This is a genomic window from Kitasatospora sp. NBC_00240 (assembly GCF_026342405.1).
In the GTDB taxonomy this organism is placed as follows: Bacteria; Actinomycetota; Actinomycetes; order Streptomycetales; family Streptomycetaceae; genus Kitasatospora.
The window spans coordinates 4,185,983-4,207,980 of the sequence record NZ_JAPEMU010000001.1; the positions used below are offsets into that span (position 1 = coordinate 4,185,983).

17 protein-coding genes are annotated in these 21,998 nt (G+C 74.6%); 8 read left to right on the plus strand and 9 right to left on the minus strand.

From position 1 onward, the window contains the following. The first annotated feature begins 34 nt into the window (after positions 1-34). Positions 35-637, plus strand: coding sequence for a DUF4352 domain-containing protein (locus OG689_RS17615; RefSeq protein WP_266321480.1), 603 nt, complete (start codon positions 35-37; stop codon positions 635-637). Between the two features lie 142 nt (positions 638-779). Next, complete coding sequence (locus tag OG689_RS17620; protein ID WP_266321482.1) at positions 780-2,120, plus strand: DUF4157 domain-containing protein; 1,341 nt, start codon at positions 780-782, stop codon at positions 2,118-2,120. A 107-nt stretch (positions 2,121-2,227) separates the two neighbouring features. On the opposite strand, the gene OG689_RS17625 is transcribed toward OG689_RS17620, so the two are convergent. From OG689_RS17625 to OG689_RS17635, 3 genes are all read right to left on the minus strand, one after another. Then, positions 2,228-3,031, minus strand: coding sequence for a DUF5984 family protein (locus tag OG689_RS17625; protein WP_266321483.1), 804 nt, complete (start codon positions 3,029-3,031; stop codon positions 2,228-2,230). A 34-nt stretch (positions 3,032-3,065) separates the two neighbouring features. Continuing rightward, a complete protein-coding gene (locus OG689_RS17630; RefSeq protein WP_266321485.1) occupies positions 3,066-3,863 on the minus strand; it encodes a hypothetical protein in 798 nt (265 codons plus the stop codon). 80 nt (positions 3,864-3,943) lie between these two features. After that, a complete protein-coding gene (locus OG689_RS17635) occupies positions 3,944-4,381 on the minus strand; it encodes an ATP-binding protein (protein WP_266321486.1) in 438 nt (145 codons plus the stop codon). Positions 4,382-4,617: 236 nt separating this feature from the next. Here OG689_RS17635 and OG689_RS17640 point away from each other — a divergent pair, with 236 nt between their 5' ends. Together OG689_RS17640 and OG689_RS17645 are read left to right on the plus strand one after the other, a co-directional pair. Next, entirely contained in the window at positions 4,618-5,469 is an 852-nt protein-coding gene (locus OG689_RS17640; RefSeq protein WP_266321488.1) for a helix-turn-helix transcriptional regulator, read from the plus strand. A 12-nt stretch (positions 5,470-5,481) separates the two neighbouring features. Then, on the plus strand, positions 5,482-5,685 hold the full coding sequence (locus tag OG689_RS17645; protein ID WP_266321490.1) for a DUF397 domain-containing protein: 204 nt from the start codon (positions 5,482-5,484) through the stop codon (positions 5,683-5,685). Positions 5,686-5,761: 76 nt separating this feature from the next. Here the strand turns inward: OG689_RS17645 and OG689_RS17650 are convergent, their stop codons facing one another. Continuing rightward, a complete protein-coding gene (locus OG689_RS17650) occupies positions 5,762-6,658 on the minus strand; it encodes a LysR family transcriptional regulator (RefSeq protein ID WP_266321491.1) in 897 nt (298 codons plus the stop codon). Between the two features lie 92 nt (positions 6,659-6,750). Between OG689_RS17650 and OG689_RS17655 the strand changes: the two genes are divergently transcribed. Beyond that, the gene (locus OG689_RS17655) at positions 6,751-7,488 is read left to right on the plus strand and encodes an SDR family oxidoreductase (protein ID WP_266321492.1); all 738 of its coding nucleotides are present in this window, start codon (positions 6,751-6,753) and stop codon (positions 7,486-7,488) included. Between the two features lie 144 nt (positions 7,489-7,632). Here the strand turns inward: OG689_RS17655 and mfd are convergent, their stop codons facing one another. Continuing rightward, entirely contained in the window at positions 7,633-11,289 is a 3,657-nt protein-coding gene (mfd, locus tag OG689_RS17660; RefSeq protein ID WP_266321494.1) for a transcription-repair coupling factor, read from the minus strand. A 647-nt stretch (positions 11,290-11,936) separates the two neighbouring features. On the opposite strand from mfd, the gene OG689_RS17665 reads away from it, so the two are divergent. After that, positions 11,937-13,340 (plus strand): nucleotide sugar dehydrogenase, encoded by a 1,404-nt coding sequence (locus tag OG689_RS17665; RefSeq protein WP_266321495.1) that lies wholly within the window; start codon positions 11,937-11,939, stop codon positions 13,338-13,340. 84 nt (positions 13,341-13,424) lie between these two features. Here OG689_RS17665 and OG689_RS17670 read toward each other — a convergent pair whose 3' ends face one another. The 3 genes from OG689_RS17670 to OG689_RS17680 form a co-directional block, all read right to left on the minus strand. Continuing rightward, positions 13,425-15,014 (minus strand): hypothetical protein, encoded by a 1,590-nt coding sequence (locus OG689_RS17670; RefSeq protein ID WP_266321497.1) that lies wholly within the window; start codon positions 15,012-15,014, stop codon positions 13,425-13,427. Positions 15,015-15,213: 199 nt separating this feature from the next. Continuing rightward, positions 15,214-17,655: an SUKH-4 family immunity protein gene (locus tag OG689_RS17675; protein WP_266321499.1), complete on the minus strand. Its 2,442-nt coding sequence runs from the start codon at positions 17,653-17,655 to the stop codon at positions 15,214-15,216. 63 nt (positions 17,656-17,718) lie between these two features. Next, complete coding sequence (locus tag OG689_RS17680; RefSeq protein WP_266321500.1) at positions 17,719-18,720, minus strand: SMI1/KNR4 family protein; 1,002 nt, start codon at positions 18,718-18,720, stop codon at positions 17,719-17,721. Positions 18,721-19,459: 739 nt separating this feature from the next. Between OG689_RS17680 and OG689_RS17685 the strand changes: the two genes are divergently transcribed. Both OG689_RS17685 and OG689_RS17690 read left to right on the plus strand, forming a co-directional pair. Beyond that, complete coding sequence (locus tag OG689_RS17685; RefSeq protein WP_266321501.1) at positions 19,460-19,927, plus strand: YwqJ-related putative deaminase; 468 nt, start codon at positions 19,460-19,462, stop codon at positions 19,925-19,927. Between the two features lie 77 nt (positions 19,928-20,004). Beyond that, positions 20,005-20,502: an SUKH-3 domain-containing protein gene (locus tag OG689_RS17690; RefSeq protein WP_266327231.1), complete on the plus strand. Its 498-nt coding sequence runs from the start codon at positions 20,005-20,007 to the stop codon at positions 20,500-20,502. Positions 20,503-20,571: 69 nt separating this feature from the next. On the opposite strand, the gene OG689_RS17695 is transcribed toward OG689_RS17690, so the two are convergent. Continuing rightward, entirely contained in the window at positions 20,572-21,864 is a 1,293-nt protein-coding gene (locus OG689_RS17695; RefSeq protein WP_266321502.1) for a histidine kinase, read from the minus strand. Positions 21,865-21,998 lie beyond the last annotated feature (134 nt).

Here is a 21,998-nt window from a genome sequence, read left to right on the forward strand (position 1 = left end):
GGAGCGCCCACCTCACCGATCGGGAGAGCCCGCCATGTCCTTCACCGCCACCGCCCGCCGCCGCTCCGCCGCCCTCCTGCTCGGCGCCGCCCTGGTCACCCTGAGCGCCACCGCCTGCACCTCGGGCGCCTCCGTCTCGACCACCCCCAAGCAGACGGCCGCCGCCCCGGCCGCCGACGGCGCGAAGCCGGCCGACCAGGGCGCGGCCAAGGCGCCCGCGGCCGCCAAGGTCGGCGACACCATCGCGCTCAAGGGCATGGAGAAGAGCAACACCGCCGACGTCACGGCGGTGAAGGTGGTCGACAACGCCGAGAGCGGCGACGAGTACCTCAAGCCCGCCGACGGGAAGCGCTGGGTCGCGGTGCAGTTCCAGATCAAGGCCACCGGCACCAAGGCCTACAGCGACGCCCCGCTCGGCGCCGCCAAGGTGGTGGACGCCCAGGGCCAGTCCTACGGCCCGAGCTTCACCGACACCACCGCCGGGCCCAGCTTCCAGACCCCCACCAACATCGCCCCCGGCGAGACGGGCAAGGGCTTCATCACCTTCGAGGTCCCGAAGGACGCCAAGCTCGACAAGATCCAGTTCGGCCTGGACGCCGGCTTCGCCGACCAGACCGGCCAGTGGAAGATCGGCTGAGGCCGCACCCGCCCGCCGGTCCCCCGCAGGACTGCCCCTTCGACCGTGCATCGCTGCCCACCCGGCCGTTCCCGGCCGGCCGCGGCAGCGTGTACCTGTGGAAGGTCCCCCCAGTCCCACCAGAGAGGGGCCTCAGCCCGCCATGCACACCCCCGACCACGGGAAGAGTCCCGAGCCGCGGCGGAGCCCCGCACCGGTGCGCCCCGCAGCCCCGGCCCCCACCCGGACCGAACCGGGCCCGCTGACCGGGCCGGCGGCCCTCGCCCTCCAACGCAGCGTCGGTAACCGCGCGGTGGGCCTGCTCGTCCAGCGGGCCCAGCACCAGCACGGGTCCGGCTGCGGCCACGACCAGGCGGAGCAGCCCTCGCTCCAGCGCTCCGCCGTGCACGAGGTGCTGGGTACGCCTGGCCAGGCCCTGGCCGCACCCCGGCGGCAGGAGATGGAGTCCCGGCTCGGCGCCGACTTCTCCGACGTACGCGTGCACACCGACAGCGCCGCCCGGGCGTCCGCCGCCGAGGTCGGCGCCCGGGCCTACACATCCGGCAACCACATCGTCATCGGGGACGGGGGCGGCGACTCCCACACCCTGGCCCACGAGCTGACCCACGTGATCCAGCAACGCCAGGGGCCGGTGGCCGGCAGCGACAACGGCTCCGGCCTGCGCGTCAGCGACCCCACCGACCGCTTCGAGCGCGAGGCCGAGGCGAACGCCACCCGGGCGATGTCGGACGCGGCCCCGGCTCAGCGCGCGGAAACGGAAGGGGCGCCGCTCCAACGGTCGGGCGCATCCGGAACTCTCCAACGGGTCAGGAACAACGGCGAAGGCAGCTCGACCGGAGGGGCGGCCTCCAAGCAGGGCGAGCACATCTTCAACGCGCTCAACGCCCTTGTCGACAGACTGCGGGAGGCGCTCGTAGCACTTCTCGACCGCGAGTTCGATCACCTGGACTCGTACTCCAGTACCCCAGCAGCCCATGCGGCCGCCACTACGGCCAGGCAGACGGCAGATCAATCACTGGCCGCCCTGGCCGGGTTGACCACCGCCGCCGGTCGCCTCCGCGACAACACCAGGTTCCGCTCCGCCATGACAGGCGGCGCCAAGGGCCCGGACGGCGACGCCAACTCCCAGTCCTACTCGGATTTCTGCGGTTCGGTGACCGCCGCGGTCCGCGGTTGCGCGAACCGCACCTGGACCGACACGGCACTTCGCGGGCTCGATGCCGGACTCATCGGAACCATCAAGGACACCACCGCCCAGAGCAACAAGGCCACGGAGTTGGGATCGAGCAACAAGACCCAACGCGAATTCAGCGCCTGGGTCACCGAAACCGAAACCGCGATGCGGAACCTCTTCACCGGACTCATCACCGCTGCCAACGACGTCCATCTGGCCATCGTCGCCGCGAAGCAGATCAAGCGCCCGGCTGCGCAACCGGAGGCGCAACCGGATGGCGATGAGACTCCTGGGCCTGCGCCGGAGTGACGCAAGCGACCGGCCGGGCGCCGGCCGGGCGCCGGCCGGGGGAGGATCCGCCGACCGGCCGTCACGGGCGGGGACACCCGGCGCACCGACTTCGGCAGGCCCAACCGTCAGGCCTCCGCCGGCGGGAGGGCCGGCCCGGCCGCGAGGAACTCCCGGGCCCCGGCCCGCACCGCGGGCCAGTCGGTGGCAGGGGTACGGGCACGGGCCCGCTCCAGCCAGGCGGCCCGGTCCCGGTGCTCGTGGCGGAGATGCTCCAGGTCCAGTTCCACGCCGGACGGCGGGCCGGAGGCCTCCAGCGCCGCGACGCGCTGCTCCATCGCCGCCAGGAGCGCGCCGTCCAACTCGGCGACGGCGGCCAGGTAGTCGCCGGTCGGCAGGACGAGACGACCGGCCGGCGAGGCCGCGAACTCGATCCGGTGGCCGGGCTCGTGCGACCAGCTGACGGTGATCCGGTCGCCATCGTCGTCGACCGTCCGCCACCAGCGCATCTGCGGGGCGTTGACCAGCGGGCCCATGTACATCGACCGGCGCCCGTGCCAGTCGGAGGCCGCCTCGGCCTCGTGGGTGAGGTCGTCCTCGTCCCAGAGCGGATGGCCGGCGAGATCGCTCGACACGAAGGTGACCAGGTCCGGCGGCACCGGCTCCAGCACGTCCGCCAGGATCTCCAGCACGTCCTCCCAGATCCGGACCACGAAGTAGTCGGCGTACGGGCGGACGTCGCCGCCCGCCTCGTCGCGCCACCGCCGCAGGGTCCGCTCCGAGTACCGCAGCAGCTCCTGGCCGCCCAACTCGATCCAGTAGCAGCCCTGGGTCAGCGCGAACCAGTGCAGATCGGGGTTCCGCTCGCCGCCCCAAGGGCCGACGTCCGCCAGTGCCCGCAGCTCGAACCGGAACCGCAGCCGGCCGCTCAACCGCCCTCCCCCTTCCCGTTCGGTGACACCGGCTTCAGAGAGCGAACACCGGGCGGGTGGAGAAGTCCTCGCAGATCCCCTCGCCGTCCGGGCCGTGGACGAACTCGGCCATGAACGGGTTGCGGTTGGCGGTGGCCAACGGCAGCCAGGCCAGCAGGCAGCCGTAGCCGCCGCACACCGACTCACCGCCGTCCCCGCCATGGACGGCGGTGACGTCACTGGTCAGTTCCGTCCGGTAGACGTCGTACCCGATGTGCAGGCCGAAGGCGTTCAGCCCCTGCTGGGGCCCCGAGGCGTCCTCGTAGGGGGTGCGGTCGAGCGGGCATTCGTCCCCCCACCGGAACAGCGTGCCCGCGCCGGCGCCGCAGGCGTGCTCCCACTCGTCGGAGGTCGGCATCCGCAGTCCGCGCTTCGCGAGCACGGCGGGCATGTCCACGGGCGACTCGGTCAGGTTCTCGTCCTCCACGGCCATCAGCACGGTGGCCACGGTGGCCCTCCGGCGTGGCGAGAGCAGTTGGGCGAGATGGGCCCGCAGGTCGGCGCCGTAGCCGAAGCCCTGCTCCAGGCTGTCCTGGTAGTCGGCCACCTGCCCGGGTGTCGGCCGCCAGGCGTCGAGGTCGAACCCGAGCGCGACCGTGCCGCCGGGCACCAGGGCGAACTCCTGCCCGTCCCGCTCGATCCGCACCCGGTGCAGCGGGGCACCGAGATGCTCGACGGTCTCCAGCGCACTCACCCGCCCGCCCGCGCGGTCCGCCACCTGCCGGGCGAGGCGGCGCGCGGTGGGGAGGTCGTACGACCGCCACTGGTCGAGACCGAGATCGGCGAAGTTCATGGGCGGAAGTCTCGCACCGGGGTCCGACACACCCCGCACGGGCCGACCCGAGTCCCCCCGACCCCGGCCGGCCGCCCCGGCTACGCCACCGCGCGCAAGGTGTGCAGCTCGAACCAGACCCCTTTGTCGGGCAAGCCCGGACGCGAGTCGGTGACCCCCCAGTTGTCGGCCAGTGCGTCGACCAGCCCGAGCCCCCGCCCGCCGAGCTGGTCGTCCGTGGCGAGGCGGAGCCTCGGGCGCTCCGGACTGCTGTCGTAGACCGAGACCCGGACCCGCGTCCGGTCGGCCGTGAACTGGAGATGGACCAGCCCGCCCGCGTACCGATGGGCATTGGTGACCAGCTCCGAGGTGCACAGCGCGGCCCGCTCGGCGAGGTACCCGAACCCGATCAGGTCCAGCACGGTCGTGACGAAGTCCCGGCAGATCTTGGGCGCGATCGCGGCGGCCGGCAGCAGGATCGTGCAGGAGTGGGGGAACCAGAACGGTTCGGGGCGGTCCGAGGCAACGTCAATCGTCATAAGGGGGCCTCCGTACAGGGATGGTGACATGACGTCGGGCGGTGGCGTTGGCGCCCCCGGGCAGGCCGGGGCGATGCACTTCCGACTTACGGCCGTCACGCTGGGCGGTCGATGCGATACTCAAAGTAGGGGTCATTTATGACTCCCTACAAGCGCCATCACGAATGTCACCCGAACGTGTGTGGACCCATGACTGGGCCCGCGACAGACTTGGGCGAGCACGGAGGAGGGCACCCATGCCCCTGAGAAACACCCCCACCGCCCGGCAGGAACGGCTTGGCGCCGAACTGCGGAAGCTGCGCGAGCGGGCCGGCCTGACAACCCGCGAAGCAGGCCAACTACTGGGCGTGGACCAGGCGAAGGCGTCCCACTTCGAGGCCGGACGGGCCAGCGTCAGCGAGGCACGGATCCGCCGGTTCGCCGCCCACTGCGGATCGGACGACGCCGCACTGATCGACGCACTCGTGAACATGGCGACGGAACGGGTTCGCGGCTGGTGGGAGGAATACCGGGATGTCCTCTCCCGCGGCTTCCTCGATCTGGCCGAGGCCGAGTATCACGCCCAGGCCGTACGCACGGTCAGGATCGCGGACATCCCCGGCATCATGCAGACGGAAGCCCATGCGCGAGCGGTGTTCGGCTACACCGTCCCGGAGCTGCCGCCCGCCGACCTGGAGGCCAAGGTCGCCTACCGGGTGCAACGACGCGTGATGCTGGACCGCTGTCCAGCCCCCTCAGTACGTGCCGTAATCCACGAGGCCGCACTGCGCATGAGGGTGGGTGGGACGTCAACGACTCGCGAACAGCTGACCTTCCTGCTGGCCATGTCCGAGCGGCCAGCCGTTGAGATCCGTGTCATCCCCTTTGCCGCCAATGATTTCGCCGGTACCAGTTGGCCCATGTATTACTTGACCGGACCCGTGCCCCAGTTGGACACAGTGCACCTCGACACCCCTCTGAAGGGCGTGTTCTTGGACGCGGAGGCGCAACTCAAGAGATACCGCAGCCTCTATTCCAAGGTGGAGAGTTCCTCGCTCGGGCCCACGGAGACACGCGACTTCATCTCCCGTGTCATCAAGGATCTCTGAAGGGAACACGAGATGCATGAGCAGGCCAACTGGCAGAAGTCGAGCTTCTCCGGCAACGGGGACGGCACCGAGTGCATAGAACTGGCCGCCACCGACGGCCGAATCCTGCTCCGCGAGAGCGACGACCCCGCCGTCGTCGTCACCACCACCCCCGCCAAGCTCCGCGCCTTCATCCTCGGCGTCAAGGCCGGCGAGTTCGACCACCTCGTCGACTGACCCCCAGGCCCCTCCCCGTTGCCCCGCCAGGGCCTGCAGAGCGCGCAAGGCTTTGGTCGATGCCCCACCGAGATTCTCACTGTTCCGCGTTCTGCCCCGGCCATAGCCGTGCGGCCGTACGGACCAGGCCGGCCAGCGCGAGGGAGCGGCTGTGCGCGGGCCAGGCGATGTGGGTCACGACGGAAGGTGCGTCGGCCAAGGGAACGGCCGCGTGCTCGGCCCACAGCCAGGAGCGGGCGGATTCGGGGACGACCGCCACGGTGCGTCCGAGGGCGATCAGCTGGGCCAGTTGCGTCTGGTTCTGGATCTCGGGGCCGGGGCCGGGTGCGTAGGTGCCGCGGGTGGGCCAGCGGGCGAGCGGCAGACCGGGGATGTCCCTGACTTCGGCCAGGGACAAGGTCTCGCGGGCGGCGAGGGGGTGCCCGGCAGGCAGGAGGGCGACCTGCCCCTCGGCCTCCAGCGCCTCGCTGTCGAACCCGGTGAGGGAGTTCCACGGGGTGTGCATGAGCGCGACATCGGCGCGTCCGTCGCGCAGCAGCTCCTCCTGCTCGCAGAGGCCGCACGGGAGTACCTCGATCTCGGCGCTGTCGGGCTCGGCCGCGTAGGCGTCGAGGAGCTTCCGCAGCAGGTCGTGGGACGCGGCGGCCTTCACCGCGAGGACCAGCCGACCTCGGGGGCCGCCAGGACTGTCGGCACCCCCGGCACCCCCGGCGCGCCGGGTGCGGCGGACGGCGGCAGCGGCCGCGTCGAGAGCCGCCCGGCCCTCCCGCAACAGCATCTCCCCGGCACCGGTCAGGCGGACACCACGGCGGTTGCGCTCCAGCAGACTGACCCCCAGGCGTCGTTCGAGCTGCTGGATCGCCCGCGACAGCGGCGGCTGGGCCATGCCGAGGCACTCGGCGGCGCGCCCGAAGTGCAACTCCTCGGCCACAGCGACGAAGTACCTCAACTCGCGGGTCTCCAGGGTGTCCACGGCCGCAGCATACGCGGTGATACCCGTGGGGTATGACAGGGCACCGTAACGGTGTTGGCCGCACCACCCGCCCACGGGCCAACATCATCGGCATGAGCGAAACAAACATCGCGCTGGTGACCGGCGCGAACAAGGGCATCGGCTACGAGATCGCGGCCGGACTGGGCAGCCTCGGCTACCGCGTCGGGGTGGGAGCCCGCGACGCGACCCGACGCGAAGCCGCAGTCGCCAAACTGCGCGCCGCCGGCGTGGACGCGTTCGGGGTACCGCTGGACGTGACCGACGACCGCAGCGTCACCGCCGCCGCGGAACTGGTCGAACGACTGGCCGGACGCCTGGACGCCCTGGTCAACAACGCCGGCATCCCGGGCGAGATGGGCCCGGGATGGCTGCAGGAGCCGACCACGCTCGACCTGGACGTGGTCCGCACCGTCGTGGACACCAACGTCATCGGCGTCGTCCGGGTCACCAACGCGATGCTGCCACTGCTGCGGCGCTCCGCCTCCCCCCGCATCGTCAACGTCTCCAGCAGCGTCGGCTCCCTGACCCGACAGGCGGACCCGGACATCGAGGTCGGCCCCGTCATGGCGGCCTACGCACCGTCGAAGTCCTTTCTCAACGCCCTCACCCTGCAGTACGCCCGACAGTTCGCCGGTACCGGCATCCTCATCAACGCCGCCTGCCCGGGCCTGGTCGCGACCGACTTCACCGGCTTCCACGGACCCCGCACCCCCGCACAGGGGGCGGCCACCCCGATCCGGCTCGCCACCCTCCCCGACGGCGGCCCGACCGGTTCCTTCTTCGAGGACGACGGCGTCGTCCCCTGGTGATCACCAACCCGCCGCGGATTCCCCCTGCCTCGGCATGGGCCCGCCCGTGATCCAGGAGCGACGACCCCGCTCCCGCACCCCGGAACCCCCACGGGCCCGCCCCTCCCCGCACACGGCGGAGGGGCGGGCCCGTGGGCGTGGTGGTCAGCGCTTGCTTCCCGCCAGGTCGTCGAACATGGCGGACAGGAACTCGCTGCACCAGGTGAGGAGTTCGCGGCCGACCAGCGGCTTGCCGCCGATCCGGCCGGTGGACGGGCGGGGTACCAGGATCTGCTGGGCGGTGGCCTTCACCTGGCTGCGCGGGTAGAGCCGATTGAGGCGCAACTCCTGGGACTCGCGCAGGTCGACCGGGCCGAAGCGGACGTTGGCGCCCTGCAGGGTGATGTCGCTGATGCCGCAGCGCCGCGCGTACAGCCGCAGCGCGGCGACCAGCAGCAGGTTCTCCACGGCCTCCGGCAACTTGCCGTAGCGGTCGGTGAGTTCCTCGCGGACGTGGACGATGTCGTCCTCGGAGTTGACCGCCGCGATCGAGCGGTAGGCCTGCAGGCGCAGCCGCTCGCCGGGGGCGTAGTCGTGCGGGACGTGGGCGTCGACGGGCAGCTCGATCTTGACGTCGAGCGGCTCCTCCTCCGGCGCCGCGCCGCCGTTGGCCAGCGACTCGCGGAACTCGGCGACGGCCTCACCGACCATCCGCATGTAGAGGTCGAAGCCGACCCCGGCGATGTGGCCGGACTGCTCGCCGCCGAGCAGGTTGCCGGCGCCGCGGATCTCCAGGTCCTTCATGGCGACGTACATGCCGGCGCCCATCTCGGTGTGCTGGGCGATGGTGGCGAGCCGCTCGTGGGCGGTCTCGGTGAGCGGCTTCTCCGGCGGGTACAGCATGTAGGCGTAGCCGCGCTCGCGGCCACGGCCGACCCGGCCGCGCAGCTGGTGCAGCTGGGAGAGGCCGAAGGTGTCGCCGCGCTCGACGATCAGGGTGTTGGCGTTGGAGATGTCGATGCCGGACTCGACGATGGTGGTGGCCACCAGGACGTCGAATTCCTTCTCCCAGAAGTCGACGACGACCTTCTCCAGCAGGTTCTCCCCCATCTGCCCGTGGGCGGTGGCGATCCGCGCCTCGGGCACGAGCTCCTTCAGCCGGGCGGCCGCCTTGTCGATCGACTCGACCCGGTTGTGGATGTAGAACACCTGGCCCTCGCGCAGGAGTTCACGCCGGACGGCGGCCGAGATCTGCTTCTCGTCGTACGGGCCGACGAAGGTCAGCACCGGGTGGCGCTCCTCCGGCGGGGTGGTGATGGTGGACATCTCCCGGATGCCGGTGACGGCCATCTCCAGGGTGCGCGGGATCGGGGTGGCCGACATGGTCAGCACGTCCACGTTGGCGCGCAGCTTCTTCAGCTGCTCCTTGTGCTCCACACCGAAGCGCTGCTCCTCGTCGACGATCACCAGGCCGAGGTCCTTGAACCTGGTCTCGGAGGAGAACAGCCGGTGGGTGCCGATGACGACGTCCACCGAGCCCGCGAACAGGCCCTCCAGGACGGCCTTCGCCTCGGAGTCGCTCTGGAACCGCGACAGTGCCTTCACCGTGACGGGGAAGTTCGCGTAGCGCTCGGCGAAGGTCGAGAAGTGCTGCTGGACCAGCAGCGTGGTGGGCACCAGCACCGCCACCTGCTTGCCGTCCTGGACGGCCTTGAAGGCGGCCCGCACCGCGATCTCGGTCTTGCCGTAGCCGACGTCGCCGCAGATCAGCCGGTCCATCGGGACGGACTTCTCCATGTCCGACTTGACCTCGGCGATGGTGGTCAGCTGGTCGGGCGTCTCCGCGTACGGGAAGGCGTCCTCCAGCTCGCGCTGCCAGGGGGTGTCCGGGCCGAAGGTGTGGCCGGGCGCCGCCATCCGCGCCGAGTAGAGCTTGATCAGGTCGCCGGCGATCTCGCGGACGGCCTTCTTGGCCTTCTGCTTGGTCTTCGCCCAGTCCGCGCCGCCGAGCCGGTGCAGGGTGGGGGCCTCGCCGCCGACGTACTTGGTGACCTGGTCGAGCTGGTCGGTCGGCACGAACAGCCGGTCGCCGGGGTGGCCGCGCTTGGCGGGGGCGTACTCCAGCACCAGGTACTCGCGGGTCGCGCCCTGGACGGTGCGCTGCACCATCTCGACGTACTTGCCGACGCCGTGCGCCTCGTGGACGACGTAGTCGCCGGCGGCCAGCGCCAGCGGGTCGATGGCGTTGCGGCGCCGCGAGGGCATCCGGCGCATGTCCTTGGTGGAGGACTTCTGGCCGGACAGGTCGGTCTCGGTGATGACGGTGAGCTTCAGCGTCTCGTCGACGAAGCCGTGCTCGATCGAGCCGCAGGAGACGTACACGACGTCCCGGGTCGGCGCCTCGGCGAGGTCGGCGACCAGGCGGGCCGGGATGCCCTCGTTGCCGAGCACCTCGGCGAGCCGGGAGGCCGGGCCGTGGCCCTCGGTCACCATGACGACCCGCCAGTCGGCGGCCAGCCGCTCCTTGGCGTCGGCGATCGCGCGGGCGGTGTCGCCCCGGTAGGCCTCCACGGCGTGCATGCCGAGGGTCAGCGTGTTCGTGTCGCTGTACTCATCAGCGGCTCCGCCGCGGGCCAGCACCGAGCCGACCGAGGAGTCGCTGGTGGCGAACGGGCTGACCGACCACCAGGGCAGGCCGATGCCGGCCGCGTGCTCGCGGACGTCGGCCAGCGACCAGAGCGAGGCGGCCGACACGTCGATCGCCTCGACGTCGATCGGGCGGTCCCCGCCGGAGGCGGCGGCCACCCAGGAGGCGTGCAGGAACTCCTGACTGGTCGCCACCAGGTCGGCGGCCCTGGTCCGGACCCGCTCCGGGTCGCAGACCACGGTGACGCTGCCGGCCGGCAGGACGTCCAGCAGCAGCTCCATGTCGTCGACCAGCACGGGTGCCAGCGACTCCATGCCCTCGACCGCGATGCCCTGAGCGATCTTGTCGAGGATCTCGCGCAGCTCCGGATGCGCCTCGGCCAGTTCGGCGGCCCGGGCCCGCACCGCGTCGGTCAGCAGCAGCTCCCGGCAGGGCGGCGCCCACAGGCCGTGCTCGGCGATCTCCAGGGAGCGCTGGTCGGCGACCTTGAAGTAGCGGATCTCCTCCACCTCGTCGCCCCAGAACTCCACCCGCAGCGGGTGCTCCTCGGTCGGCGGGAAGACGTCCAGGATGCCGCCGCGGACGGCGAACTCACCGCGCTTCTCGACCAGTTCGACCCGGGAGTAGGCGGCGGCCGCGAGCCCCCGGGCGATCGTCCCCAGGTCGTGCGTCTGCCCCCGCAGCAGCGCCACCGGCTCCAGCTCGGCCAGGCCCTTCACCTGCGGCTGCAGCACCGAGCGGACGGGTGCCACGATCACCTGGACCGGCCCGGCCGCCGGATCGTCCGCGCGCGGGTGGACGATCCGGCGCAGCACCGCGAGCCGGCGGCCGACGGTGTCCGATCGCGGCGAGAGGCGCTCGTGCGGCAGCGTCTCCCAAGCGGGGAACTCGGCCACGGCGTCGGCGGGCAGCAGCGAGCGCAGCGAGGCGGCGAGGTCCTCGGCCTCCCGGCCGGTCGCGGTCACCGCCAGCACCGGGCGGCCGCGTTCCCCGTCGGCCCGCGAGGCCAGCGCCCTGGCCAGGGCGGCGACGGCGAACGGCCGGGCGGCGGGCGGGCCGACCAGGTCGAGGTGCTGGCGGGCGCCCGCCGAGGCGCCGGTGGCGGTGGCGGCCTCGATGGCCTCGGCGAGGGCGGCGTCCCGCGCGACGACATCGAGCAGTCCGGTCAGGCTCATGTGGAGTCTCTTCTTCGTCCCGTAGCTGGAGTGCCCGGGCGCCGGAGGTCCGGCGGGGCAACGCGAACGGCCCGGCGCGCCGAGCGGCCGGGGGTGTCCAGCCTACGCCGCGGCGCGGACGCTGACGCGGCGCACCGGTCGTGCCGCGTCCGGTGCGGCCCGGAATGCCGTGGATGAACATCCCGTACGCATGCGGGCGGACACCGCGAATGAATGCCACGAAGTGGACATACTCCTGTCACTGGCCGTCCATGGAGATCGCGCAGCATGGTGAATGTGCCCGCCGCACCCAACCGTGGGGGATGGCTGCAGCGGACACGGACGCAGCCCGATGGGGGTCGGACTGCGCGGCCGGGCGACCCTGGGTGGGGGCGCCCGCCCAAGCGCCGGGAACCGTGGCGCCCTTTCCTGGAGGGCGCCACGGGTCTCGGCCTCTTCGCGTTCCGGGGCCCCGCCGCCCGGTCGCCCCGCTGAGCTGTCGCCCCGTCGCCCTGCTGCGGGACTGCCCCGCACGTGCTGGCCGCTCCCGCGCGAACACCGGAAAGCCCACGCGGTCCTGGCCCGCTCCCTACCCTGATGTCCAGGACGCGGTGGGGCCGCGCCGGGGCCGCCGGGACGGCGGCCCGCGAGGGAGGGGGTGGTCCGCCGTGCGGGTGGTCGTCGCAGGCCAGGGCCGGGTGGGACTGCCACTGGCGGTCCGCGCGGCCGAGGTGGGGCACCGGGTCGTCGGGTACGACGTGGACGAGGGCCGGATCAAGCGGCTGACCGCGGGCGGGTCCTGCGTCGAGGACGTCCCGGCCGCCCGGCTGCGACCGCTGCTGGAGAGCGGCGCCTACCGGCCGTCGACGGACCCGGCCGACGTCGAGGGCTTCGAGGTCGCGCTGATCACCGTGCCGGTCCCGCTGCGCGACGGGGCCCCCGACCTCTCGCTGGTCGAGTCGTCCGCGCGCCTGCTGGCCCGGCACCTGCGCCCGGGCGCGACAGTGGTGCTGGAGTCGACCAGCTACCCCGGGACGACCGAGGAACTGCTTGCCCCGCTGCTGGAGGAGGGCTCCGGGCTGACCGCCGGCCGGGACTTCCACCTCGGCTGCAGCCCCGGCCGGATCGACCAGGGCGATCCCGCCCGGCGGCTGGAGAACACCCCGAAGGTGGTGTCGGGCCTCGGTCCGGCGGCGCTGGCCGCGGTCGACGCCTTCTACCGCCGGCTGGTGGAGCGGACCGTCCCGGTCTCCTCCTGCTGCCAGGCGGAGCTCACCCAACTGCTGGAGTGCGGCTTTCGGCAGGTGAACACCGCGCTGGTCAACGAGCTGGCGATGTTCGCCCACGACCTGGGGCTGGACCTCCGGGAGGCGATCGACGCGGCCGCCACCAGGCCCTTCGGCCACCTGCGCCCCACCCCGGGGCCCGGGGCGGGCGGGCCCTGCCTGCCGATCGACCCCGGTTTCCTGCCCTGGCGGGCGGAACGGGCGCTCGGCCAGTCCTTCCGCCTGGTGGAGCTGGCCAACGAGGTGAACGGCCGGATGCCCGACTACGTGGTGCGCCGGCTCACCGCGGCACTGGCGGAGCGGGGGCGGCCGGTGCGGGGCGCGCGCATCCTGCTGTTCGGCGCGGCGGACGGGGGGAGCGCCGGGGACGCCGGGGTGACGCCGGTCGCCCGGATCGTCGAGCTGCTCACCCGGGCGGGCGCCGAGGTCCGGGCGGCCGACCCGGACGCGGTGACCGACCCGTACGCGGCGGACGACCCGTATGCGGCGGACGACCCCTGCGCGGCAGGCGAGCCGTACGCGGCAGGCGACCCGTACGCGGTGGCCGGGCCGGGCCTGCCGGAGCCGGTGCTCCCCCGTCGGCCGGCGGCCGGGCAGCAGCCGGACGCAGGCCCGTCCGGGGCCGTCCCCCGGGTGGCGGCGACACCCGGGGAACTGGCCGCGGCGGACGCGGTCGTCCTGCTCACCGAGCACCCGGAGTTCGACCTCCCGGCCGTGACCACGCACGCCCGGTACGTCCTGGACTGCCGCCGGCGGCCGGCCGGCGCCACGGTCGAGGTGCTCTGACCGGACGCCCGGTCGAGCGGGCCGGCGGCCCGGGCGGACGTGGTCACGGCCGGCGGCCGGACGGCGGTCAGCCGCCGGCCGCGGTCACTTGCGGCGGGGAACGACCGTGTGGGGCGTCGCGTAGTCGGAGCCGTCGTCCACGATCACGATCTTCGGAATGATCCGGGTCGCGACCTCCTCACCACCGGCCGGCGGCGCGCCGGCGGAGGCGGCAGCGGCGGGCGCGGCAGCACCCGGCGCCGATCCGCCCGACCCGGCATCGCCCGACCCGGCACCGGCCGGCGCGGCACCGCTCGACGGCACACCGCTCGACGACACACCGGCCGACGGCGCGGCGGCCGGCTTCGGCGGCACCACCGAATCGGGCGCCGGCCCCACGGCGGGAGCGTCCGCGAAGGCGTCGGCGGAGGCGGCCGGAGCGACCCGGCCGGGCACGAAACCGGGCTCGGCGGGCGTCACCGGGAGCACCTCGGTGGCCGCGTCGCCCGGCACGGACTGACCGCCGCCGGGCGCGGGGACGGCCGCCTGCACCGGGGCCGGGGCGGTCGCGGGGACGGCCGCCGGGAATCCCGCCTCCCGGGCGTCCTCGGCCGCCGGAGGCGCGTCGACGGTCAGCACGATCTCCCCGGTGTCCGCCTCGGAGTCCACCGGACGGGCCGCCGGGCGGGCCACCGACCGCAGCTGGACGGTGCCCCCCACCACGACGGGCTCGGCCACGACCGCGTCCTCGCCCGCCGCCGCGTCGGCCGCGGGCACCGCGGCGACCTGCGGGCCGGGCTCCGGCTCGGGCTCCACGGCACCGACGGCCGCGCCGGTCAGCGAGGCCAGGGTGCCCTTGATGTGGTCGAGGTGCTGCTGGACCACTTCGTAGCGGGTCTCGAACTCCGACTGCTCCTGCTCGCTGATCGCGTTGACCCGCTCCGCCTCCCGGCGGGCCCGGTCGATCAGCTGGTCCGCCTTGGCCTGGGCCTCGGCGTCCGACTGCTTGATCTGGCTGAGCACCGTCTCGCGGAACTGCTCGGCCTCCTTGAGCCGGCGCTCCGCGGTCATGGTGATCTTGGCGTCCTCGGCGTCGGCCTTCACCACCGCGGCGGCGAACATCTCGTCCGCGCTGCGGCGCAGGTCGGCCAGGGCCGCCTCGGCCTGCTCGGAGGCCTCGGCGGCGGCCACCCGCACCTTGGCGGCGTGCGCGGTGGCGGCGTCCCGAACGCCGCGGGCGTCGCGGTCCGCCTCGCCGCGCAGCTTCTCGGCCTCGGCCCGGGTGCGCTCCTCGCTGCGCCGGGCGGCCTGGTCGGACTCGGCGCGCAGGGCGGCCGCGTACTCCTCGGCGGCCCGGGCCAGCGCCTGGCCGGCCTCGTAGACCTCGTCCCGGGTGTCCTCGGCGAAGCGCTCCGCGGCCTCGCGGACCGCCAGCGCCTCGGCCTCGGCCCCGGCGGCCAGCCCGGCGGCCTGCTCGCTGAGCACGCTGTAGTCGGGCTCCGGCGCGTTCTCGGCGGCCTGCTGGATGTCGGCGAGCCGCTTCTCCATCTCCCGCAGGCCGGCGCCGAGCACGCTCAACCGCTCCCAGGCGGCGTCCCGCTGGGCGGTCAACGCGACCAGCGACCGGTCGACCTGTTCGGGCGCGTAGCCACGCCGGCCAACGGTGAAGCCGTACTGGGAGACGGCGTCGCTCATGGGCTCTTCCCCTCGTGATCACGGGCTGCGGAGCCCAGGGCCGGGACGAATCGATGCGTGGCGAGGAGCGGGCGGGTACGACCGTCCTCTTGACCTATTTTGCGCAGATCGTGGCGAAACCCCAACGAGGCACCGCCGTGCCGACACGGACGGGGGCCGTACCCGAGGCCGGTACGCCCCCGTCACCTGCGGCGATCCGCTAGAGCAGACCGTCCCAGAACTGTTCGAGAAGAACCGCCCACCAGGTGTCCGCCGACTGCAGCGCCGCCGGGTCGACCGCGGCCAGCTGGGTCTGGAAGTCGGTGGTCCAGCGGCCCGCCTGGTCCGGGGTGAGCGAGTACCGCAGCCGCCACATCCGGCCCAGCAGGGCGAGCGAACGGACGAACTCCGGCACGCCGGTGTTCACGAAGCGCGGCGGCTCCCCGCCGCCCTCCAGGTCCACCGCCACCACGGCCGCCGTGCCGTACTGCACGCACAGCTGGCGCCCGTAGTCGTTGCCGAGAACGAGGTAGCCGCCGAAGTCCGGCCCGCCCTGGACGCCCCGCTCGGCGGCCAGCTCGGCCAGCGTCGGGATCGGGCGGCCCTCCTGCGCCTGGGCCCAGAAGAACGGCCCGAAGTCCCGCGGCAGACCGGCCCACATCAGGGTCTGCGCGACCGGCTCCGGCACCCCCTGGCGGGAGACCGCGCGCTGCTCGAAGCGGAACACGGCCGGCCCGAAGGCCTGGCCCAGCTCCGCCGCCAGCTGCTGCGGCGGGAGCGGCGGCAGCGGCGGCACACTGCCCGGCGCCGGCAGCGGCGCCCGGACGGGGCGCGGGCGCTGCGGGGCGGAGGCCAGCTGGTGCAGCTCGTCCAGATGGTCCAGCAGGTGGGACATCCCGGCCTGCCGGGCCTGCTGGTCCCGCCCGTAGCCGGCGGTGTGGGTCAGCCGCACGTTCGGCCAGGACGCCCGGATCATCCGCGCGCAGTAGCCGCCCGGCAGGTCGCAGGACTCCAGCTCGGTGTACAGCTCCAGCACCTGCTCCGGCGGGACGTTCAGCCGGCGCAGCTCCTGGAGGATCTTCCACTCCGGGTGCGGCGTGCCCGGCTCGCTGCGCTGCAGCAGCTTCTGCTCCGAGCCGTCGGGGGCCCGGTAGCTGAGCGCGGCGAAGTAGCCGGGGCCGACCACCGGGACCCCGGGGGGCACCGGCGGGCCCTGCGGGCCGGGGGCGGGCGGCGGCACCACGGCGGGCGCGACGGCCGGGCCCGCGGCCCCGGGCGCACCGGCGCCCGGGTAGCCGTAGCCGGCCGGCGGCACGGCCGGGCGCGGCGTGCCGGGGCCGCCGGGCAGCTCGACCGCGTGGGCCAGCTGGGTCCGCTCGTACGCGACACCTGCGGCCGGACCGCCCGGGGCGCCGGGCGGCGCGGCGGCGGGGGCCGGCGCGGGCGGGCCGTCGGCGCCGCGCAGCCCGGGCGGCGGGGGCGGCGGCGGGGCGCTGGAACCGGATCGGCCGAGGCCGCCGGCCGCCGGAGCGACGCCGGGGGACTGGCGCAGTCCGCCCGGCGGAGGCGGCGGCGGGGCGCTCGCACCGCGGCCGGCACCGCCCTGGGCGGGCCCGGCGCCGCCGCGCAGGTCGGCGGGCGGCGGGGGCGGCGGGGCGCTGGAACCGGACCGGCCGAGGCCGGCCGGGCCGGGGGCCGCGGGGGCGCCGGGCAGGCCCATCAGGCCGGGCGCCGCGTCGGGCGAGGCCAGCATGGTCGGCGCGTGGTCGACGCCGGGGCCGACCACGGGCGGACCGGGCACGCCCGGAGCGCCGGGCAGGCCCTCCGGGGGCGCCAGCATCGTGGCGGCGTGGTCGACCGGGGGCTGCGGGGTGCCGGGCGCGCCGGGCAGCCCGGCCAGGCCCGGCGGGCCGCCGGGCGGGGCGAGCACGGTCGGCGCGTACCCGTCGGCGGCCTGCTGCTGGGCCGGGAACGGCGGTGTGGCACCGGGCGGCGCCGGGGGGCCGGCGGGCATCCCCTCGGGCAGCAGCACGGTGGCGGCCTCGCCGCCGGCGGGCGGCGCGGGCGCGTCCCGGCCGGACGGCGGGGCGAGCATGGTCGGCGCATCCCCGGCCGGGCGGTCGGAGGCGGGCGGCGTGCTGAGGACGGCGGGCCCGGCGCCCTGGCCGTACCCGCCGGCGAACTCCGGCTCGGGCGCGGGCGGGGCGGCGGGTGTCGGGGCCGGTGCCGGGGCCGGGGCCGGTTGCTGGGCGGCCGGTGCGGGCGCGCCGAGCCGCGCGGCCTCCGCCGCGATCGCCGCCGCGCCGGCCTCCTGCAGCCACTGCGGCGGGCTGAGCAGGAACGAGGTCGCCTCGACCGGACCCGGGGCCGGTCGGGCGGCACCCGCCGGGTTCGCCCCCACGGGCCGTCCGTAGACCTCCTCGTACTGCCGGACGACCTCGTTCACCGGCAGGGCCGGCCACAGGGTGCTCGCCCCGGTGTCCCGGGCGATCACCAGCCGTACCTCGCCGCCGTCGCCCGCCGGGCCCTCGGCCGGGTCCACCGACCAGCACACGAAGCCCAGGTCGAACTCCCGGACCCGTACCTCGCGCTGCTGCGAGCGCGGCACCCCGCCATTGATCCAGTCGTCCGCGACCGCCTGCGCCTGCGCGTACGTCACCACGCCCGGTTCACCCCTGTCCGCTCACCATCTGTTGCCTGCCCCGCCCGCCGCCCGCCGCGCATCTCAGCGCACCGGGACGGCCCGGGCGAACCCGCCGTCCACCATCAGCTCCGCGACCGTCTCCAGCTCCGGCGGGCTGCCGGCCAGCCGGAGCAGGAACGCGTCGAAGTCGTCCCCGCAGGGCAGCAGCAGCCGCGCCACCCGGTCCTCCGGCGCCTCCGGACCGCCGGCGTCCCGGGCGTCGTCGTAGAGGCAGGCCCAGACCGAGCCGGTGCCCTCGCCACGGACCTTGATCGCCAGCAGGCCGCCCTGGACGTACGCGATCGCGAGGTAGTCCTTGGTCAGGTGGTCCCGCAGGCACTTGTTGGCGTAGACGAGGTCGTCGACCCCGTACTCCTCACTGAGCGTCAGGAACGGCTGGTCGAGCAGCAGTCCGTACTCGGTGTCGAGCGCGACGCCGGCCGGCGTGCGGCCGCCGGCCACCTTGAGGAAGTTGCGGTAGGCGCCGGGCAGCCGGTACCCCAGCCGCTCCTCCGCCCGCTGGACCAGGTCCTCCGGGACGCTCAGCGGGTCGCCGCCGTCCTTGGCCAGCGAGAAGTGCACCGGGCGGTGCTCCTGGAGCGGGCGGGTGCCGCGCCGGCCGTGGTCGGCGGTGGAGCGGGCCAGCCCGCCGTGGTGCCGCAGCAGCGCCTTCACCTCGACCGGGACGAGCTCCATCCGGCGCCAGCCCGGGGCGGCCCGCCCGACGGCGTGGTGCCAGGTCCAGCCGGGCGGGGTGGCGACGGCGGTGTCCAGGTCGGCCCAGAGCTCGTGGCCCTGGGTGAACAGCGCGGCGTTCGCCGAGACGAAGTCGGTCAGTCTCAGCTCGTCGACCCCGAAGCCGTCCGGCGGGTCGGCGACCTCGGCGGCGGCCGCGGCGTACGCACTGAAGTCCGGGTACCCGTACTCGTCCACCCGGACCCCGGCGGGATGCCTCTGCGCCCGTACCGGGTCCGGGAACTGCACCACCTGGCCCGCGTACGCCCCGTTGGGCGCGGCGGCGGTGCCGGGCCGACCTGTCGTCATCTGGGAGCCCCCACCTACTGAAGCCGATTGCTGGACACCAGGGTAGGGGGTCGGCCCGGAGCACGGTCGCCCCGCCTGGAGGTTCGTCCGAGCAGGCCGCAGCGGCCGACGGGGTGCCACGCCCCGCCCCCGGCCGCCCGGCCGCCCGGCGGGGCCGCCGCATCGCCCGGCCGCCGCGGGTACGCCCTCGCCGGGCCCCCTGCCCGGCACCGCGCCGCCCCGCCAGAGACTGCCCCAACAGCGCTTTCGGGCCGCGGAGTTGCCGGCCGCGACCGGTGCCCGCCCGGCCGCCCCGGCGCCCGGCGTCCCGGTCGCCGGCCGTCGCACGGCCCACCCGCCGCCACCTGCCGGGATCCGCTCGACCGGGGCCGGTACGAAGCCGGTCCAGCGCCGGTCCAGCGCCGATCCGGGCCTGTCCAGGGCCGATCCGGGCCCGATTCGTGAGGACAGCGTGCAGATCCGGCCCCCACCGCGTGTGCACCGGCCCCGCCTCCCGCGTTCCGGGCCGCCGATGCCCCATCCTTCTCTCCCCGGCCCAACACCCCGGGTGACCGACTGACAGTGGCGTTTGACAGGCTTGGGCCCGGGCCGAAGCCGGTCCGAACCGCCGTAGGCCCACGCCAGGGCACTACCCGCCGGTAGCCCGGACGGACGGACCGGACGGACGGACAACCGGACCACCGGCCCGGACGGACCGAGCGGCGACCGGAGCGGACGCCACGCAGAAGGAGGAGGCCGTATGACCGTCGAGGAGACCACCCCGGCCGGCGCCCCCCTGCTGCGCCACCTCCGCGACAGCCTGCTGCCCGCCGTCGCGGCCGCCCTCTCGCTGCGCGGCGGCGAGGTGCTCACCCTCGCCGGCGACAAGACCGAGCACCGACCCGGCCTGCACCCGCTGGTCGGCGACTTCCTGGACGCCCTGCCGATCGAGCACCGGGAGCGGTTCACCGGGCACTGCCCGGAGGCCGTCCTGCTCTCCCAGCACCTGACCACGGTGGACGCCGGCCGCTCCAAGCGCGCCGCCCGCAAACCGCTCAGCCTGGGCGAGGCCCGCAAGTCCCTCAAGGGCGCCCGGCTGACCACCGTCCGGATCCGGGAGGAGCACGACCCCTCGCACGGCACCCACGCGCCGCCGTGCCGGTCCTGCGAGCCGCTGCTGGAACACCTGAACGTCCAGAGCGTCGCCGTCGGGCCCCCCGGCGCCTGACCGCCGCCCCGCCGCACGACCCCTGTCCCCGATCGCTGGAGCACGCTCTGAACCCGCTCAGTCAGACCCCCGCCCGGCTGCGGCCGCGCTTTCCCGCCGACGTCGCCGCCGAGCTCAAGCAGGCCGGCTGGCACCCCGGCCGCTGGCAGATCCAGCAGGCCGAGGAGTGGGCCGACGCCCTCGCCGGGTACGGCGCCCCCGGCGATGCGCACGGCGTACGGCACTCGGTGTTCCCGGCGGCGGTGGAGGCCTGGGCCGAGTTCGGCGGCCTGCACTTCGAACCGTCCGGCGCCGGACGCGAACTGGCCCGCACGCCGTTCCTGCTCGACCCGCTCTGCGGCCTGCACCAGCCGCGCACCCTGGCCGACCTCGGCCGCGCCCTGGACACCAAGCTCGCCCCGCTCGGCGAGGAGATGTACGGCCGGGCGCTGCTCGCCATCGACGAGGCGGGCCGGGTCTACAGCCTGGACCACACCGGCGAGTGGTTCCTCGGCGAGGGCGTCGACCAGGCGGTCAGCACCCTGCTGCTCGGCACCGTCCCCGAGCGCCTGCGCACCGGTCCGCCGCCGGCCTGACCCGGCCGCCCCGGGCATCGGGCCCCGGGCACCGGGCCGGCTCGACCGCCCGCACGGCCCGGCGCCCGCTCAGCCCAGCCGCTCGCTCTGCAGTGCCAGCCGCGAGGGCAACACCGCCTCGACCCGGAAACCGCCGTCGCACTCCGGCCCGGCCCGGAAGGTGCCGCCCAGCGCCACCACCCGCTCGCGCATCCCGACCAGCCCGTTGCCCCCGCTCGGCAGGCCCACCCGCTCCCCCGCCGCCGGGCAGCCGTTCACCACCGCCACCCGGACCCCGTTCGGCACGTACGCCAGCAGCACCGCCACCAGCGCCCCGCCCGCGTGCTTGTGCGCGTTGGTCAGCCCCTCCTGGACCACCCGGAAGGCCGTCCGCTCCGCCTCGGTGCTGAACGGGCGGCGCGCCCCGCTGACCGTGAAGGTGACGGTCATCCCGGCCGCCTTCGACTGGTCGACCAGGCCCGGCAGCCCGGCCAGCCCGTCCGCCTGCTCGCCGGACCCGGCGCCCGGCTCCTCGGCCATCCGCAGCACCCCGAGGATCTCCCGCAGCTCGTCCAGCGCCTGCCGGCCGACCTCCGCCACCAGCTTGGCGCTCTGCGCCGCCTTCTGCGGATCCTTCGCCACGATCCGCTCCAGCGCACCGGCGTGCACCACCATCAGGGACACCCGGTGCGCGACCACGTCGTGCATCTCCCGGGCGATCCGGGTGCGCTCCTCCAGCCGCGCCCGGCGGGCCCGCTCCTGCGCCTGCTCGGCCAGCAGGTCCAGCTCGGTCTCCAGCCCGTGCGCACGGTCCTTCAGCGACTCCACCAGCCGCCGCTTCGCCCCCACGTACAGCCCGGTGACCACCGGAGGAACCGTCAACGCCACCCCGACCAGCACCGCCAGCAGGACCAGGCCCCACAGCGGCGGCCCGCCCACCTCCGGCGAGGGCGCCGAGGTGCCGGGGGCGAGCATCGCCGTCAGCACCATCCCCACCGACTCGACGAACGCCAGCCCCGACAGGGCCACCACCCGCCGGCGCCGCGAGGGCCACTCCCAGGTCGCCGCCAGCGTGTACAGCGACACCATCAGCAGGATCACGCCGGACAGCCCCGGCAGGAACAGCAGCGCCATCAGCACCGGCACCGCCGGCCAGCGCCGGCGCACCACCAGCGACGCCCCCGCCAGCACCCCGAGCACCACGGCCAGGACCGCGAGCGGCAGGCCCATCCCCAGCCGGTTGCCGACGAACTGGTACGCCCCGAATGCGCATTCCAGGCCGGCCAGCACGGCCAGCCCGATGTCCAGGAACGCGCTACGGCGCCGTTTCCACCACCACAGCGGCCGGACCGGCGGCGCTGCCTCCCCAGGCGGGTTACTCATACCTGACAGCCTAGGCGCTGGGGCGATCCGGCCCCATCGGATTCCCCGTCCGCGACCGTCCCTGCGGCTGTCCTCGCGCCCCCCGCCGGGCCTCGCCGACCCCCGCCAAGTGGTCCAGACCTCTCACCGCCGAC